We start from the raw sequence: 18,418 nt of genomic DNA on the forward strand, positions 1-18,418 counted from the left end.
AACGCCACGGTGGAGGTGCCGGTCGACGGTTGCCTGCACGAGGTGTTCGCGGAGCAGGCGGTCCGTACTCCGGACGCGGTCGCGGTGGTCTTCGGTGCCGAGTCGCTGACGTATGCCGAGGTGGACGAGCGGGCCAACAGGCTGGCGCAGCGCCTGGTCGCGCTGGGTGCCGGCCCGGACGACCTCGTGGGTGTCTCGCTGGAGCGCGGTCTGGACCTGGTTCCGACGCTGCTGGGTGTGATGAAGTCGGGTGCGGCCTACCTGCCGCTGGACCCGGTGAACCCGGACGAGCGCCTGTCCTACATCCTTCAGGACGCGGGTGCCCGGATCCTGGTGACCGAGTCCTCGCTGGCCGGCCGGCTGACGGGTTCGTTCGAGGGCCGGGTCGTGGTGCTGGACGACGAGGCGGAGCAGGCGCTGATCGCCGGGCTTCCGGCCGTCGCGCCGGTCACCGCGGTCACCCCGGACAACCTGATCTACGTCATCTACACCTCCGGCTCCACCGGAAAGCCCAAGGGCGTCGCCCTCAGCCACGCCAACGTCCTGCGCCTGTTCGGCGCCACCCGTGAGCAGTTCGGCTTCGGTGCCGACGACGTCTTCACGCACTCGCACTCCTACGCCTTCGACTTCTCGGTGTGGGAGATCTACGGTGCGCTGCTGCACGGCGGCCGCGTCGTCGTCGTCCCTTCCTCGGTGATCCGTTCGCCGGAGGAGTTCGTGGACCTGCTGGTCGGGACCGGGGCCACCATCCTGTGCCAGACCCCGACCGCGTTCCGCTCGCTGGTGGCCATGGCCGCCGACGGCGACCCGCGCATCGACCGGCTCAACCTGCGCGCCATCGTGTTCGGCGGCGAGCGGCTCGACCTCCTGGAGGTGCTGCCCTGGACGCGCCGCGTCGGGACGGACCGCCCCGCGCTGATCAACATGTACGGCATCACCGAGACCACGGTGCACTCCACCTACCACCGGGTCGGCGACGCCGACCTGGCGCACCCGGCGGACAGCCCGATCGGCACCCCGCTCGCCGACATGACCATCCACGTCCTGGACGCGGCGGGGCAGCTCGTCCCGGTCGGCGTCCCCGGTGAGATCTTCGTCGGCGGGCCCGCCGTCGCCCGCGGCTACCTGGACCGCCCCGAGCTGACCGCCGAGCGGTTCACCCCCGACCCGTTCGGCCCGGCCGGCTCGCGCCTGTACCGCAGTGGCGACCTGGCCCGCCGACTGGCCGACGGCACCCTGCAGTCACTCGGCCGCATCGACGGCCAGGTGAAGATCCGCGGCTACCGCATCGAGCTCGGCGAGATCGAGGCGACCCTGCGCCGGCACCCGCTGGTGCGGGACGCCGCGGTCACCGTCCACACCACCGCCCTCGGCGAGAAGTCCCTGGTTGCCTACCTGATCCTGACGGAGCAGGGTGCCGACCTGAGCGACCTGCGGGCCCACCTGCGCACCTCGCTGCCGGACTACATGGTCCCGGCCGCCTACGTGCCGCTGGCGGAGATCCCGCTGACCCCCAACGGCAAGCTCGACCACCGCGCGCTGCCCGCGCCCGACCAGGCGTCCTTCGCCACGGTCGAGCACGTGGCGCCGCGCACCCCGGTGGAGGAGCGGCTCGCGGCGATCTGGTCGGACGTCCTGGGCGTCGCCCGGGTCGGTGTCGAGGACAGCTTCTTCGACCTCGGCGGCGACTCCATCCGTGCCGTCCGGCTGGTCGGCGCGCTGCGCACCGTCGGGTACGACGTCTCGATCCGCGACGTGTTCCAGTCGCGCACCATCGCCGCGATGGCGGCCGGCCTCACCGGCCAGGGCGGCGAGTCCCTCGTCAAGGCCGTGGAGCCGTTCGCGCTGATCGGCGAAGAGGACCGGGCCACGCTGCCCGAGGGCGTCGTGGACGCCTACCCGCTGTCGCAGGTGCAGACCGGCATCCTGGTCGAGATGCTCCGGGCCGACGGCCTGGGCACCTACCACAACCTCACCTCCTTCCGGATTCCCGACGAGCGCCCGTTCGACGAGCCCGCGATGCTCCGGGCCGTCGAGGCCGTCGTCGAGCGGCACGACATCCTGCGCACCTCGATGCACCTGAGCGGCTACTCCCAGCCGCTGCAGCTGGTGCACGCCACCGCGCAGCTGCCGGTGACCGTGCACGACTGGCGCGGCCTGGACGAGCAGCAGCGCGAGGAGCGCGGCCGCGCGTTCGCCGAGCGGGACCGGGCCGAGGGCTTCGACCTGGCCGTGGGGCCGCTGATGCGCGTCGCGGTGCACCTGGAGTCGGACGAGGCCTGGCGGCTGACCCTCAGCCACAACCACGCCGTCACCGAGGGCTGGAGCTACCACTCGCTGCTCATGGAGCTGCTGGCGTCCTACCAGCACCTGCGCGACGGCCGTGAGCTGCCCGCCTACGAGGCGCCGTCGGTCCGGTACGCGGACTTCATCGCGGCCGAGCTGGAGTCGCTGGCCTCCGAGCAGGACCGCGCCTTCTGGCGGGACGTCGTCGCCGGCCACGCCCCGGCCCGGCTCCCCGAGACCTGGGCCGACGACCAGGGCAGCGCCGAGGACGTCCACCGGGTGTACGTCCGGTACCAGGACCTGGAGGAGGACCTGCGCCGACTGGCGACCCGGGCCCGGACCTCGCTGAAGAGCGTGCTGCTGGCCGCGCACCTGAAGGTGCTGGGCTCGCTGACCTCGGAGGAGGCCTTCCACACCGGTGTGGTCTACCACGGCCGTCTGGAGGCGCCGGGCGCCGAGCGGGTGCTGGGCATGCACCTGAACACCCTGCCGTTCCCGGCTACCCGTCCGTCCGGCACCTGGCGCCAGCTGGTGGAGCAGGTCTACGCCCAGGAAGCGGAGATCTGGGCCCACCGCCGCTACCCGCTGCCCGCCGTCCAGCGCGACAGCGGCACCGGCGAGCGCCTGATCACGATGCTCTTCGAGCACCAGGACTTCCACCAGGTCGACACCGACACCGTCGACGTCGACGCCAACCTGACGTCCGCGACCAACGAGTTCGCACTCAGCGTCGTGGCCTCGGGCGGGCGTATCAACATCGGGACCTCCACGGCCGTCGTCGGCCGTGCGGCCCTGGATCGCTTCGGTGCGATGTACCGGCTGGTGCTGGAGGCGATGGCGGCCGACCCGGAGGGGGACGCGTCGGTGGTCCTGCTGCCGGAGGCGGAGCGGGCTTTGCTGCTGGGTGAGTGGAACGCCACGGTGGAGGTGCCGGTCGACGGTTGCCTGCACGAGGTGTTCGCGGAGCAGGCGGCCCGTACCCCGGACGCCGTCGCGATCACCTTCGCGGGTGAGTCGCTGACCTACGCCGAGGTGGACGCGTGGGCCAACCGGCTCGCGCACCACCTGCAGGGCCTGGGCGCGGGCCCGGACCGGCTCGTGGGCGTGTGCCTGGAGCGCGGTCTGGACCTGGTCCCGACGCTGCTGGGTGTGATGAAGTCGGGTGCGGCCTACCTGCCGCTGGACCCGGTGAACCCGGACGAGCGCCTGTCCTACATCCTCCAGGACGCGGGTGCCCGCATCCTGGTGAGCACCGCCGACCTGGCGGAGCGGGTGACCGACTCGTTCGACGGCCGGATCGTGCTGCTGGACGGCGACAGCCGTGAGCAGATCGCGACCCGCCCGGCCACCGCGCCGGCCACCGCGGTCACCCCGGACAACCTGATCTACGTCATCTACACCTCCGGCTCCACCGGAAAGCCCAAGGGCGTCATGGCGAGCCACGCCAACGTCCTGCGGCTCTTCCCGGCGATCCAGGACGACTTCGGGTTCACCGGCAGCGACGTCGGCGTGCTCTCGCACTCGTACGCCTTCGACTTCTCCACCTGGGAGATGTGGGCCGTCCTGCTGAACGGCGGCCGTCTGGTGGTCGTGTCCAACGAGACCACCCGCTCGCCGGAGGACTTCGTCGACCTGCTGGTCGCCGAGCAGGTCACCTTCCTGTCCTACGTCCCCTCCGCGTTCGGCGCGGTGGCCGCCATGGCGGCCACCGGCGACCCGCGCATCGACCGGCTCGCCCTGCGGCTGATCGCCGTCGGCGGCGAGCGTGTCGAGGTCCCCCAGCTCCAGCCGTGGGCGGACCGGATGGGCCTCGACCACCCGGTGCTGCTCAACGTCTACGGCCCGACCGAGACCACGGTGATCGCCACCGCGCACCGGCTCGTGACGGAGGACTTCGACCACCCGTCCCGCAGTCTCCTCGGGCACAAGTTCCACGACGTCCGGATCCACCTGCTCGACGCCGACGGCCAGTTGGTGCCCGTGGGCGTGGTCGGCGAGATGTGCATCGGCGGCCCCGGCGTGGCCCGCGGCTACCTGGACCGCCCCGAGCTGACCGCCGAGCAGTTCATTCCGGACCCGTTCGGTCCGGCCGGTTCGCGCCTGTACCGCAGTGGCGACCTGGCCCGCCGGCTGGCCGACGGCACCCTGGAGACGCTCGGCCGTGTCGACACCCAGGTGAAGGTGCGCGGCTACCGCATCGAGCTCGGCGAGATCGAGAGCGCGCTGCACAAGCATTCCGGCGTCAAGAGTGCCGTGGTGACCGTCCACGAGAACTCCGCGGGGGAGAAGTCCCTCGTCGCCTACGTCGTCGCCGACGGCGGCACGGCCGTCGACGCCGGCCTGCTGCGCGGGCACCTGGGCGGCATCCTGCCCGACTACATGATCCCGTCGGCCTTCGTCGCCCTCGGCTTCATCCCGGTGAACGCCAACGGGAAGGTCGACCACCGCGCGCTGCCCGCGCCGGGCCGCTCGGCGTTCGCGGCCTCGCGGCACGTGGCGCCGCGTACTCCGGTGGAGGAGCGCTTCGCCGAGGTGTGGGGTGAGGTGCTGGGCCTGGAGAAGGTCGGTGTCGAGGACAGCTTCTTCGACCTCGGCGGCGACTCGATCCGTGCGGTCCGGCTGGTCGGCGCGCTGCGCACCGCCGGGTTCGAGGTGTCGATCCGCGACGTGTTCCAGGCGCGGACGATCGCCGTGCTGGCGGCCGGCCTCACCGGCCAGGCCACCGACGGGTCGCTGGTCACCGCCGTGGAGCCGTTCGCGCTGATCGGTGACGGGGACCGGGCCGCGCTGCCCGAGGGCGTCGTGGACGCCTACCCGCTGTCGCAGGTGCAGACAGGCATGCTGGTCGAGATGCTGGCCGCCCAGGAGCGCGGCGAGTCGGCCTACCACAACATCAACTCCTTCCGGATCCCGGACGAGCAGGCCTTCTCCCCGGAGGCGCTGCGCGAAGCCGTGGCCGTGCTGTCGCAGCGGCACGAACTGCTGCGCACCTCCGTGGCTCTCAGCGGCTACTCCCAGCCGCTCCAGCTGGTGCACGCCACCGCGCAGCTGCCGGTGACCGTGCACGACTGGCGCGGCCTGGACGAGCAGCAGCGCGAGGAGCGTGCCCGGGTCTTCGCGGAGCAGGACCTGGCGTCCGGCTTCGAGCTGTCGGCCGCGCCGCTGATGCGGCTCGCCGTCCACCTGGAGTCGGACGAGGCCTGGCGGTTCACCCTCAGCCACTGCCACGCCGTCACCGAGGGCTGGAGCGTCAACAGCCTCCTCATGGAGCTGATGGAGTGCTACCAGTACCTGCGCGACGGCCGTGAGCTGCCCGGGTACGAGGCGCCGTCGGTCCGGTACGCGGACTTCATCGCGGCCGAGCTGGAGTCGCTGGCCTCCGAGCAGGACCGCGCCTACTGGCGGGACGTCGTCGCCGGCCACGCCGCAGCCGAGCTGCCGGCCACCTGGGCCGACGACGCCGACCTGGTGGCCGAGAACCTCGGCGCGCGGGTGCCCTTCCACGACCTCGAGGAGAAGCTGCACCGCCTGGCGAACGACGCCAAGGCCTCGCTGAAGACCGTGCTGCTGGCCGCGCACCTGAAGGTGCTGGGCATGGTCGGCACCGAGGACGCCTTCCACACCGGTGTGGTCTACCACGGGCGTCTGGAGGCCCCCGGCGCCGAGCGGGTGCTGGGCATGCACCTGAACACCCTGCCGTTCCCGGCGCTGCGCGCCTCGGGGACCTGGCGTGAGCTGGTCGAGCGGGTCTACGCCCGCGAGTCGGAGATCTGGGCCCGCCGCCGTTACCCGCTGCCCGCCATCCAGCGCGACAGCGGCACCGGCGAGCGCCTGATCTCGATGGTCTTCGACTACCAGGACTTCCACCAGGTCGACACCGGCACCGTGGACACCGCGTCCAACCTCGACGCGGGCGGCAACGAGTTCCTCCTCAGCGTGATCGCCGCCGGCGGCCACCTCAACATCGGGACCTCCACGGCCGTCGTCGGCCGTGCGGCCCTGGAGCGCTTCGGTGCGATGTACCGGCTGGTGCTGGAGGCGATGGCGGCCGACCCGGAGGGGGACGCTTCGGTGGTCCTGCTGCCGGAGGCGGAGCGGGGGCTGCTGCTGGGTGAGTGGAACGCCACGGTGGAGGTGCCGGTCGACGGTTGCCTGCACGAGGTGTTCGCGGAGCAGGCGGCCCGTACCCCGGACGCCGTCGCGATCACCTTCGGCGCCGAGTCGCTGACCTACGCCGAGGTGGATGCGTGGGCCAACCGGCTCGCGCACCACCTGCAGGGCCTGGGTGCGGGCCCGGACCGGCTCGTGGGCGTGTGCCTGGAGCGCGGTCTGGACCTGGTCCCGACCCTGCTGGGTGTCATGAAGTCCGGTGCGGCCTACCTGCCGCTGGACCCGGTGAACCCGGACGAGCGCCTGTCCTACATCCTCCAGGACGCGGGTGCCCGCATCCTGGTGAGCACCGCCGACCTGGCGGAGCGGGTGACCGACTCGTTCGACGGCCGGATCGTGCTGCTGGACGGCGACAGCCGTGAGCAGATCACGGCCCGCCCGGCCACCGCGCCGGCGACCACCATCACCCCGGACAACCTGATCTACGTCATCTACACCTCCGGCTCCACCGGAAAGCCCAAGGGCGTCAGCCTCACCCACGCCAACGTCCTGCGCCTGTACAGCGCGACACGCGAGCAGTTCGCCTTCGGTGCCGACGACGTCTTCACCCAGGCGCACTCGTACGCCTTCGACGTGTCGGTGTGGGAGATGTGGGGAGCCCTGCTGCACGGTGGCCGGGTCGTCGTCGTCCCGACCGACGTCAACCGCTCGCCCGGCGAGCTGCTCGACCTCCTGGTCGCCGAGCAGGTCACCGTGATGCTCCAGACCCCGACCGGATTCCGGGCCCTCGCGGCCCTGGCCGGCGACGGTGACCCGCGCATCGACCGGCTCGACCTGCGGCTCGTCGGCTTCGGCGGCGAGAAGCTGGAGACCTCCGAACTCCAGCCGTGGGTGGACCGGATGGGCCTCGACCGGCCCGCCCTGGTCAACCTGTACGGGCCGACCGAGACGACCATGCACTGCGCCTACCACCGGATCGGCGCCGAGGACCTCCGGCGGCCGAGCCGCAGCAACATCGGGCGTCCGCTGCGCGATCTCTCCGTCCACCTGCTCGACGCCGACGGCCAGTTGGTGCCGGTCGGGGTGCCCGGCGAGATCCACGTCGGTGGCCCCGCGCTGGCCCTCGGCTACCTCGACCGGCCGGAGATGACGGCGGAGAAGTTCGTCCCGAACCCCTTCGGTCCGGCGGGCTCGCGCCTCTACCGCACCGGCGACCTGGCCCGGCGACTGCCGGACGGCTCGCTGGACTTCCTCGGCCGCGTCGACACCCAGGTGAAGATCCGCGGCTACCGCATCGAGCTCGGCGAGATCGAGACCGCGCTGCGCCGGCACCCGGCCGTCCGCGCCGCGGTGGTGACCGTCATCGAGGGGGCTCAGGGCGCCAAGCAGCTCGTCGGCTACTACGTGCCGCAGCAGGGCGCCGCACCGGCTGCCGCGCAGCTCCGCGAGCACCTCGCCGCCGACCTGCCCGCCTACATGGTGCCGACGGCGTTCGTCGCCATCGACGCCATCCCGCTCACCAGCAACGGCAAGCTCGACCACCGCGCGCTGCCCGCGCCCGACCAGGCGTCCTTCGCCACGGTCGAGCATGTGGCGCCGCGCACCCCGGTGGAGGAGCGGCTCGCGGTGATCTGGTCGGACGTCCTGGGCGTCGCCCGGGTCGGTGTCGAGGACAGCTTCTTCGACCTCGGCGGCGACTCCATCCGTGCGGTCCGCCTGGTCGGTGCACTGCGCACCGCCGGGTACGACGTCTCGATCCGCGACGTGTTCGAGTCACGGACGATCGCCGCGATGGCGGCCGGCCTCACCGGCCAGGGCGGCGAGTCCCTCGTCAAGGCCGTGGAGCCGTTCGCGCTGATCGGCGACGAGGACCGGGCCGCGCTGCCCGAGGGCGTCGTGGACGCCTACCCGCTGTCGCAGATCCAGACCGGCATGCTCGTCGAGACGATGGCCGCCGGCCCGGCGGACCGGGCGGTCTACCACAACCTCAACTCCTTCCGGATCCGCGACGACCAGCCGTTCTCGCTGCCGGTCTTCCAGCAGGCGGTGGACGTCGTCGTCCAGCGGCACGACATCCTGCGCACCTCGATGCACCTGAGCGGCTACGCGCTGCCGCTCCAGCTGGTGCACGCCACGGCGGACTACCCCGTGACGCTGTGGGACCTGCGCGGCCTGGACATCGAGGAGCAGGAGCGCCGCAAGGCCGCCTACCTCACACAGGAACGCGCCGTGGTCTTCGACCTGACGGCCGCACCGCTGCTGCGGATGTCCGTCCTGGTCGAGTCGGACAGCTCGTGGCGGCTCAACTTCACCTACCACCACGCCGTCTCCGAGGGCTGGAGCTACAACGCCCTGATGATGGAGCTGGTGGAGTGCTACCAGCACCTGCGCGACGGCCGTGAGCTGCCCGCCTACGAGGCGCCGGCCGTCCGGTTCGCGGACTTCGTCGCGGCGGAGCTGGAGTCGCTGGCCTCCGAGGAGGACCGCGCCTTCTGGCAGGACGTGGTGGCGGAGCACGTGCCGCTGCGGCTGCCGGAGCCGTGGGCCGCACCGGAGCGCGACCCGCAGGACCGGCACGGTCTGCGCGTCCCCTTCCACGACCTGGAGGAGGGCCTGCGCACCCTCGCCGCCCGTGCCGGCACCTCGCTGAAGAGCGTGCTGCTGGCGGCGCACCTGAAGGTGCTGGGCTCGGTCACCTCGGACCAGGCCTTCCACACCGGTGTGGTCTACCACGGGCGTCTGGAGGCGCCGGGCGCCGAGCGGGTGTTGGGCATGCACCTGAACACGCTGCCGTTCCCCGCCACCCGCGCGTCCGGGACGTGGCGTGAGCTGGTGGAGCGGGTCTTCGCGCAAGAGGCGGAGATCTGGGCCCACCGCCGCTACCCGCTGCCCGCCGTCCAGCGCGACAGCGGCACCCGTGAGCGCCTGCTCACGGTGATGTTCGAGTACCTCGACTTCCACCACGTGGACGGCGAGACGGTCGACACCGACGCCGGCTTCAACGACGGCTTCAACGAGTTCGCGCTCAACGTGGTCCCCAACAACGGCCACCTCAACATGGCGACCAGCGGTGAGTTCCTGAGTCGTGAGGCGCTGGGGCGTCTTGCGGGGATGTACCGGCTGGTGCTGGAGGCGATGGCGGCGGATCCGGACGGTGACGCGTCGGGTGTGGTGCTGGCGGAGGCGGAGCGGGCCGCGCTGGTGCGTGGTGGTTCGTCGGTGGAGTGGGATGCGGGTTCGGCTCTGGAGTTGTTCCGGGCTCGTGCGGCGGCTGCGCCGGATGCGGTCGCGGTGGTGTTCGGTGAGGAGCGGGTTTCGTATGGCGAGCTGGATGCGTGGTCGTCGCGGATCGCGGGCCGGCTGCGTGGGCAGGGGGTCGGCGCCGGTTCGGTGGTGGGCCTGTACCTGGACCGCGGCCCCGGTGTCCTGGCGGCGATGCTGGGTGTGTGGAAGGCGGGTGCCGCCTACCTTCCGGTGGACCCGTCGCTTCCGGCCGAGCGGGTGGGCTACATGCTCACCGACTCGGGTGCCGCGCTCGTCCTGACCGACGCCGAGCCGGCCGGCCGGCTCGGTGAGTACACCGGCCCCTGGCTGGAGCTGGACGGCGGTTCGGAGGAGAGCTGGGAGGGCGTCACCCCGGCCGCCGAGGAACTGGCGTACGTGCTCTACACCTCCGGATCCACCGGTCGCCCGAAGGGTGTGATGATCGGCCACGGTGCGCTGGTGAACCTGCTGGGTTCGATCTGTGACGACGTGACTCCGGGTGCTCCGGGCACGTGGCTGGCTTCGACGTCGGTGTCGTTCGACATCTCGGGTCTGGAGCTGCACCTGCCGCTGATCACCGGCGGGAAGATCGTGCTGGCCTCGGCAGAGCAGGCGAAGGATGCCGCGGCGCTGGTGGAGCTGGTGGCCCGTAACGAGGTCACGCATGTCCAGGCGACTCCGTCGGGTTGGCGTCTGCTGCTGGCGGCGGGTTTCGACGATGTGTCGGTGACCGCGCTGGTGGGTGGTGAGGCGCTGACCGTGGGTGTGGCGCGGGAGCTGCTGCCGAAGGTCGGTCGCCTGGTGAACGTCTACGGTCCGACCGAGACGACGATCTGGTCCGCGCGGGGCGAGGTCCCGGCGGAGGTGGAGCGGGTCTCGATCGGCGGCCCGCTGGCCAATACTCAGCTCTTCGTCCTGGACGGCGCTCTGGAGTTGGTACCGCAGGGTGTGACCGGCGAGCTGTTCATCGGTGGTGACGGTCTGGCCCGCGGTTACCTGGGCCGCCCGGACCTGACGGCGGAGAAGTTCGTCCCGAACCCCTTCGGCCCCGCAGGTTCACGCCTGTACGCGACCGGTGACCTGGCCCGCGTCCTTGCCGACGGCACGCTGGAGTGCCTGGGTCGTGCCGACGGCCAGGTGAAGGTCCGCGGTTACCGCATCGAGCTGGGCGAGATCGAGAGCGCCCTGCGCGAGCACGCCTGGGTCCGTGACGCCGTCGTGACGGCCCAGGAGGACGCGCACGGGGACAAGTCCCTGGTCGCCTATGTCGTCAGTGCCGACGGTTCCGGCCTGGACACGGTCGCGCTGCGGGAGTTCCTGTCCCGCTCGCTGCCCGAGTACATGGTCCCGGCCGCTTTCATGGAGCTGGCGGCCATCCCGCTGACCAACAGCGGCAAGGTCGACCACAAGGCCCTCCCGGCCGTCGACCAGAGCGCGTTCGCCACCGCCGAGATCGTCGCCCCGCGCACCCCGCTGGAGGAGCGGCTCGTGGCGGTCTGGTCGGACGTCCTGGGCGTCGCCCGGGTCGGTGTCGAGGACAGCTTCTTCGAGCTCGGTGGCGACTCCATCCGCGTCGTCCGCCTGGTCGGCGCCCTGCGCGCCACCGGCTACGACGTGGATGTCCGGTCGGTCTACCAGCACGGGACGATCGCGGAACTGGGCACGTACATCTCCGGCAAGGAGGTCGGTGGGTCCCTGGTCACCGCCGTGGAGCCGTTCGCGCTGATCGGCGCCGAGGACCGGGCCCTGCTGCCGGTGGGCGTCGTGGACGCCTACCCGCTGTCGCAGATCCAGACCGGCATGCTCGTCGAGATGGTGGCCGCTCAGGAGCGCGGCGAGTCCGCCTACCTGAACATCAGCTCCTTCCGCATCCCGGACGCCGAGTCCTTCGACGCCGCCGCCTTCACGGAGGCCGCCGCCGTCGTGGCCGGCCGCCACGAGGCCCTGCGCACCTCGATGCACCTGAGCGGCTACTCGCAGCCGATGCAGCTGGTGCACGCCGACACCCAGGTGCCGGTGGCGCTGCACGACCTGCGGGGTCTCGACTCCACTCAGCAGATCAAGGCGCTGCGGGCCTTCTCGGTGAAGGAGCACGCTGCCGCGTTCGACCTCGGGACCGCTCCGCTGCTGCGGATCGCGATCCACCTGGAGTCGGACGAGGCCTGGCGACTGACCTTCACCTACAACCACGCCATCGCCGAGGGCTGGAGCTACCACTCGCTGCTCATGGAGCTGCTGGCGTCCTACCAGCACCTGCGCGACGGCCGTGAGCTGCCCGCCTACGAGGCGCCGGCCGTCCGGTTCGCCGACTTCGTCGCGGCCGAGCTGGAGTCGCTGGCCTCCGAGGAGGACCGCGCCTTCTGGCAGGGGATCGTGGACAACCACGCTCCTGCGCAGCTGCCCGACTCCTGGGCCGACCCGGCGACCGCCGGGGCCCGCGAGCCGCTGGGGACCGACGTCGCCTTCGGCGACCTGGAGGAGGGCCTGCGCACCCTCGCCGCCCGTGCCAGGACCTCGCTGAAGAGCGTGCTGCTGGCGGCGCACCTGAAGGTGCTGGGCATGCTCAGTGCGGAGGAGGCCATCCACGCGGGTGTGGTCTACCACGGGCGTCTGGAGGCGCCGGGTGCGGAGCGGGTGCTGGGCATGCACCTGAACACGCTGCCGTTCCCCGCCACCCGCCCGTCGGGCACCTGGCGTGAGCTGGTGGAGCGGGTCTTCGCGCAGGAAGCGGAGACCTGGGCCCACCGCCGGTACCCGCTGCCCGCCGTTCAGCGGGACTCGGGGCAGAGTGGCCGGCTCATCGCGGTGCTCTTCGAGTACCTCGACTTCCACCAGGTCGACACCGAGACGGTCGACATGGCCGGCAACCTGAACGTCGGCGGCAACGAGTTCGCGCTCAACGTCGCGGCGATCGGCCGGCGGATCATGCTCAACACGACGTCGGACGTCGTCGGCCGTGAGGCGCTGGGGCGTCTTGCGGGGATGTACCGGCTGGTGCTGGAGGCGATGGCGGCGGATCCGGACGGTGACGCGTCGGGTGTGGTGCTGGCGGAGGCGGAGCGGGCCGCGCTGGTGCGTGGTGGTTCGTCGGTGGAGTGGGGTGCGGGTTCGGCTCTGGAGTTGTTCCGGGCTCGTGCGGCGGCTGCGCCGGATGCGGTCGCGGTGGTGTTCGGTGAGGAGCGGGTTTCGTATGGCGAACTCGATGCCGCGTCTTCGCGGATCGCGGGTCGGCTGCGTGGGCGCGGGGTCGGGTCCGGATCGGTGGTCGGTCTGTATCTCGACCGTGGTCCGGGTGTTGTGGCGGCGATGCTGGGTGTGTGGAAGGCGGGGGCTGCGTATGTTCCGGTCGATCCGTCGCTTCCGGCCGAGCGGGTGGGCTACATGCTCACCGACTCGGGTGCCGCGCTCGTCCTGACCGACGCCGACCCGACGGACCGGCTCGGTGAGTACACCGGCCCCTGGCTGGAGCTGGACGGCGGATCCGAGGAGAGCTGGGACGGCATCGTTCCCGCCTCGGACGACCTCGCCTACGTGCTCTACACCTCCGGATCCACCGGTCGCCCCAAGGGTGTGATGATCGGCCACGGTGCGCTGGTGAACCTGCTGGGTTCGATCTGTGACGACGTCACGGGCGACAATGCGGGCACGTGGCTGGCCTCGACGTCGGTGTCGTTCGACATCTCGGGTCTGGAGCTGCACCTGCCGCTGATCACCGGCGGGAGCATCGTCCTGGCCTCGGCCGAGCAGGCCAAGGACGCGACGGCGCTGGTGGAGCTGGTGGCCCGCAACGAGGTCACCCATGTCCAGGCGACCCCGTCGGGCTGGCGTCTGCTGCTCGCGGCGGGCTTCGACGATGTGTCGGTGACCGCGCTGGTCGGTGGTGAGGCGCTGACCGTGGGTGTGGCGCGGGAGCTGCTGCCGAAGGTCGGTCGCCTGGTGAACGTCTACGGTCCGACCGAGACGACGATCTGGTCCGCGCGGGGCGAGGTCCCGGCGGAGGTGGAGCGGGTCTCGATCGGCGGCCCGCTGGCCAACACCCAGCTCTTCGTCCTGGACGGCGCTCTGGAGTTGGTACCGCAGGGTGTGACCGGCGAGCTGTTCATCGGCGGTGACGGTCTGGCCCGCGGTTACCTGGGCCGCCCGGACCTGACGGCGGAGAAGTTCGTCCCGAACCCCTTCGGGCCGGCCGGCTCCCGCCTGTACGCGACCGGTGACCTGGCCCGCGTCCTTGCCGACGGCACGCTGGAGTGCCTGGGCCGCGCCGACGGCCAGGTGAAGGTCCGCGGCTACCGCATCGAGCTCGGCGAGATCGAGAGCGCCCTGCGCGAGCACACCTCCGTCCGCGACGCCGTCGTGGCCGCCCAGGAGGACGCGCACGGGGACAAGTCCCTGGTCGCCTATGTCGTCAGTGCCGACGGTTCCGGCCTGGACACGGTCGCGCTGCGGGAGTTCCTGGCCCGCTCGCTGCCCGAGTACATGGTCCCGGCCGCTTTCATGGAGCTGGCGGCCATCCCGCTGACCAACAGCGGCAAGGTCGACCACAAGGCCCTCCCGGCCTCCGCCACCACCGCGCTCTCCCGGGCGGCCTACGTCGCCCCGCGCACCATGGTGGAGGAGCAGCTGGCGGCCATCTGGTCCGATGTCCTCGGCATCGACCGCATCGGCGTCGAGGACAGCTTCTTCGAGCTCGGCGGCGACTCCATCCGGGCTCTGCGGATGCTGTCCGCGGGCCGGGAGGCGGGTCTCCCGCTGGCGGTCTGGATGGTCATGCAGGCCAAGAACCTGCGTGAACTCGCCGCCCTGGCGCAGGGTGACGGCGGTCGGACGCCGGAGCAGGACGGGATCGCGCTGCTCGCGGAGCAGCACCGGCTGCTCGGCGCGCAGGCCACCGGCGGACGCACGGTGCAGCTGCCGGTGAACGGGCAGGCCGACGCGGACGTCCTCGAAGAAGCGCTGCGGGCCGTGGTGCAGCACCACCAGGCGCTGCGTCTGCGGTTCGACGAGGCCGCCGACGGCCGCGCCCACCTGGCGGAGCCGAACACCGAGGCCCTGGTCCATGTCGTGGACCTCGGCGAGGTGCCGGCCGCCGAGCGGTCGGCGCGGATCGAGCGGGCGGTCGTCGAGGGCCGGGCGCGCCTGGACACGCGGGGCGGTTCGCTGGTGGACGCGACGCTGATCCGCTTCGGCGCGGAGAGCGGAGCGGCCGACCAGATCTGGCTGACCGTCCACGAGCTGGCGGTCGACCGGGCGTCCTGGACGGTCCTCGTCGAGGACCTGAACACCGCGTACCGGCAGCTCAACGAGGGCCTTCCGGCGACGCTGCCGCCGGTGGCGTCCCCGCTGCACTGGTGGGCGGAGCAGCAGCTGAAGCAGGCGCACTCCGACGAGCTGCTGGACCAGGCCGAGCTGTGGCTGGACCGGCCGAAGGGGGCCACGCTCCCGGTGGACCGTGCCCGGGTGGAGACCACCCACACCACGGCCAACACGGTCACGGCGACCCTGCCGTCCGAGCTGACCGCGTCCCTGCTGGCCGACGCGAACCCGGAGCACCTGGTGCTGACGGCGGTGGGCCGTACGCTCGCGCGCTGGGCGCAGGCCGACCGGATCGCCGTCGAGATCGCCGGTGACGCCCGTGGTGGCGCGACGGCTGACACGGCCGGCGACCCGTCGCGGACGGTCGGCCCGCTGGACCACGGCTACCCCGTGACCCTGCGACTGCCGCTCGGCCGGGACGCGCAGTCCTCGCTGAAGTCGGTCGCCCGGCAGATGCGCACCCTGCCCGACCCGGTGCAGGGATACGGACTGCTGCGTCACCTGGCGCCGGACCCGGAGGTGGCCGAGGAGCTGGCGGCCCTCCCGGCACCGGAGGTGCGGTTCTCCTTCACGGCGCCGCGGTCCGCCGCCGGCAGGCCGACGGCCCGCTCCCTGAACGGGACGCCGCCGCTGGTCTACCTCGCGGAGCGGGTCGTGGCCACGGCCGCCCCCGAGGCCCCGCGGGCGCACCTGCTGGAGATCGACGCGTACGTGTACGAGGGCCGGCTGTACGTCGAGTGGGTCCACAGCACGGACGTCCACGAGGCGGCGACCGTCCGCCGGCTGGTCGACGAGCAGATGGCGGAGCTGAGGGTGCTGCTCGGCGAGGACGACGGCACGGACGCCGCGTCGGGCCGCCGCCCGGTGCGCCGGTCGAGCCGCGGCAGTGCGGCCGAGTCGGTGCTCGCGGACCTGCGGGCCGAGGAGGTGATGGCCGACCACGCCATCCCGGGCGCCAGCCTCGCCCTGATCCACGACGGTCAGGTGACGGCGGTCCGCAGCTACGGCGTCCTCGGCGCAGGGCAGAGCGAGCCGGTCACCCCGGACACCCTGTTCGCGGTGGGGTCGATCAGCAAGCACGTGACGACGTACGCGGCGCTGGGGCTGGTCTCGCAGGGCCTGCTGGACCTCGACCGGGACGTCAACCGCTACCTGACGTCCTGGCAGGTCCCCGGGGAGTTCCAGGAGCCGGTCACGGCGAGGCTGCTGATGGCGAACCTGGCCGGGTTCGCCCCGCACCCGGCGGTGAACGAGGGCCACTACCCGGACGACGACGAGCAGCCGACGGTGCTCGACATGCTGTACGGGCGGGCGCCGGCCAAGACACCGCCGGTGCGCCGCCAGGACGTGCCCGGCCAGGTGTTCCGACAGAACTCGGTGCACTACTCGGTGCTCCAGCAGGTGATGTCCGACCTCACCGGTGAGGCCTTCCCCGACCTGGTGAAGCGTCTGGTGTTCACACCGCTGGGCATGACGGGCAGCAGTTTCGACCCGATGTTCCCGCACGCCTCCGGGCGGCCCTTCGCCCGGGGACACGACGTGGTGGGCACCCAGGTACGGGGCGGCTACATCGTCCAGCCGGAGCCGGCCGCGGCCGGGATGTGGAGCACCGCCGAGGACCTGGCCAAGTTCGCCGTCGAGATCCGGCGCGGCTACCTGGGGTACTCGGGCGGCCTGGTCGACCAGCAGCTGGTGCGGCAGATGCTGTCGCCGCAGTCGGACCGCAACTACGGCTGGAGCACCATCGTCGACACCACCAGTGGGGACGTGGAGTTCGGCCACGGCGGCCAGGCCTACGGCTACCAGGCGATGACCGGGCTGCGGGTGCACTCGGGCGTCGGCTCGGTCCTGCTGACCAACGCGGTGAGCGGGCGTGAGCTGGTGAAGCACATGATCGTCGCCACCTGGTCCGCGCGGACCAGGGTCGCGGGACTGTGGCAGAAGGCCATCGACGAGGCCGTGCAGCAGGAACGGGCGCGCGCGGCGGTCGCGGGGCAGCACCGGTGACCGTTCCCACGGCGACGCCGTCGGCCCCGGCCCGGGCCCTGCCCGGGCCGGTGCCCCTGCGGCGCAACGCCGACTTCATCCGGCTCTGGGTGAGCGCGGGGATCTCGCGCTTCGGCACCTCGGTGACGATGGTCGCCTACCCGCTGCTGGCGCTGTGGCACACGGGATCGGCGAGTACGACCGGGCTGGTCACGTTCGCCGCCGCGCTGCCCAACCTGTTCGTCCAGCTGCCGGCCGGCGCGCTGGTCGACCGCTGGAACCGGCGCAGGCTGATGGTGGGCTGCGACATCGTCTGCGTGACGGTGGTCGCGAGCATCGCCGTGACCGAGCTGTGCGGCCGGTTCTGGCTGCCGCAGCTCATGCTGGGCGCGTTCCTGCAGTCCGCGATGACGATCCTCTACCAGCTGTCGGAGCGGGCGGCGGTGCGGACCGTGGTCGAGCCCGGGCAGCTGTCGGCCGCGCTGGCCCAGAACGAGGCGCGCGGGGCCGCCATCGGCCTGCTCGCCCAGCCCGGCAGCAGCCTGCTGTTCACGGTGGCCCGCTGGCTCCCGTTCGCGGCCAACGCGGCCGTGGGCCTGGTCGCCGCCGTCCTGTTGGTGACCCTGCGGCGGGCCCTCGGCCCGGCGCAGGCCGACCGGGCGGTCCCCCCGGGCGGCACGTCGCTGCGCGCCGCGGTCGGGGAAGGGGTCCGCTGGCTGTGGCGGCAGCGGTTCCTGCGGGTGATGACCTGTGTGTTCGCGGGCAGCAACCTGGTCTTCCAGGTGCTCCTGCTGGCGGTGCTGGTGCGGATCCACAACGGTGGTCACCCACCGGCTGTGGTGGGCCTGGTGCTCGGCGCGGGCGGGCTGGGCGGCATCCTCGGGGCGCTCAGCGCGGGCTGGTGGTCGCGCCGGTCGGACCTGTACCGGACGGCGGTGGCCGGCTTCGCGGTGTGGACGGTGTTCATCCCGGTCTCGGCGTGTTCCGGCTCGCCCGCGCTGATCGCCGCCTCGCTGGCCGGCATCACCTTCGTGGCCAGCCTGTTCAACGTCACCGGGAACGTCTACCAGATGCAGGTCACCCCCGAGGCCCTGCAGGGGCGGGTGAACGGGGCGTCGAGCTTCCTGTCCTCGGGGGCGAACTCGCTGGGCGCCCTGGCCGGCGGCTGGCTGGTCGACCGGGCGGGCCCGTCCGCGACCGGCTTCGTCCTCGGCGTCGCGGTGCTGGCGCTGACCGCCGTGGTGGCGTTCAGCCCGGCGGTGCGCGCCGAGCACCGCGCCGCCGCGGCGCCCGACGGCCCGGCGCCCGCCTCCGCGGCGCCCGGCGGCGGGACGCAGGAGCCGCCCGCGGCGGCCGGATCCGCCGGTATGGGCGGGATATAGGGCTCCGGGAGAGCGTGTGGACGCTGGCGGAGTGCCAGCAGTTGTGACGCCTCCGCGCACGATTCCAAGGAAGGACC

2 protein-coding genes are annotated in these 18,418 nt (G+C 72.2%); both read left to right on the forward strand.

Features of this window, described 5'->3' with window-relative positions:
- The first annotated feature begins 15 nt into the window (after positions 1-15).
- On the forward strand, positions 16-16,980 hold the full coding sequence (locus tag ACWDD9_RS40310; RefSeq protein WP_449814363.1) for an amino acid adenylation domain-containing protein: 16,965 nt from the start codon (positions 16-18) through the stop codon (positions 16,978-16,980).
- The gene (locus ACWDD9_RS40315; protein ID WP_449814364.1) at positions 16,977-18,341 is read left to right on the forward strand and encodes an MFS transporter; all 1,365 of its coding nucleotides are present in this window, start codon (positions 16,977-16,979) and stop codon (positions 18,339-18,341) included. Before ACWDD9_RS40310 ends, ACWDD9_RS40315 begins: the two co-directional genes overlap by 4 nt.
- The last annotated feature ends 77 nt before the right edge of the window (positions 18,342-18,418 follow it).

It is taken from the genome of Kitasatospora sp. NPDC001119, from assembly GCF_053598475.1.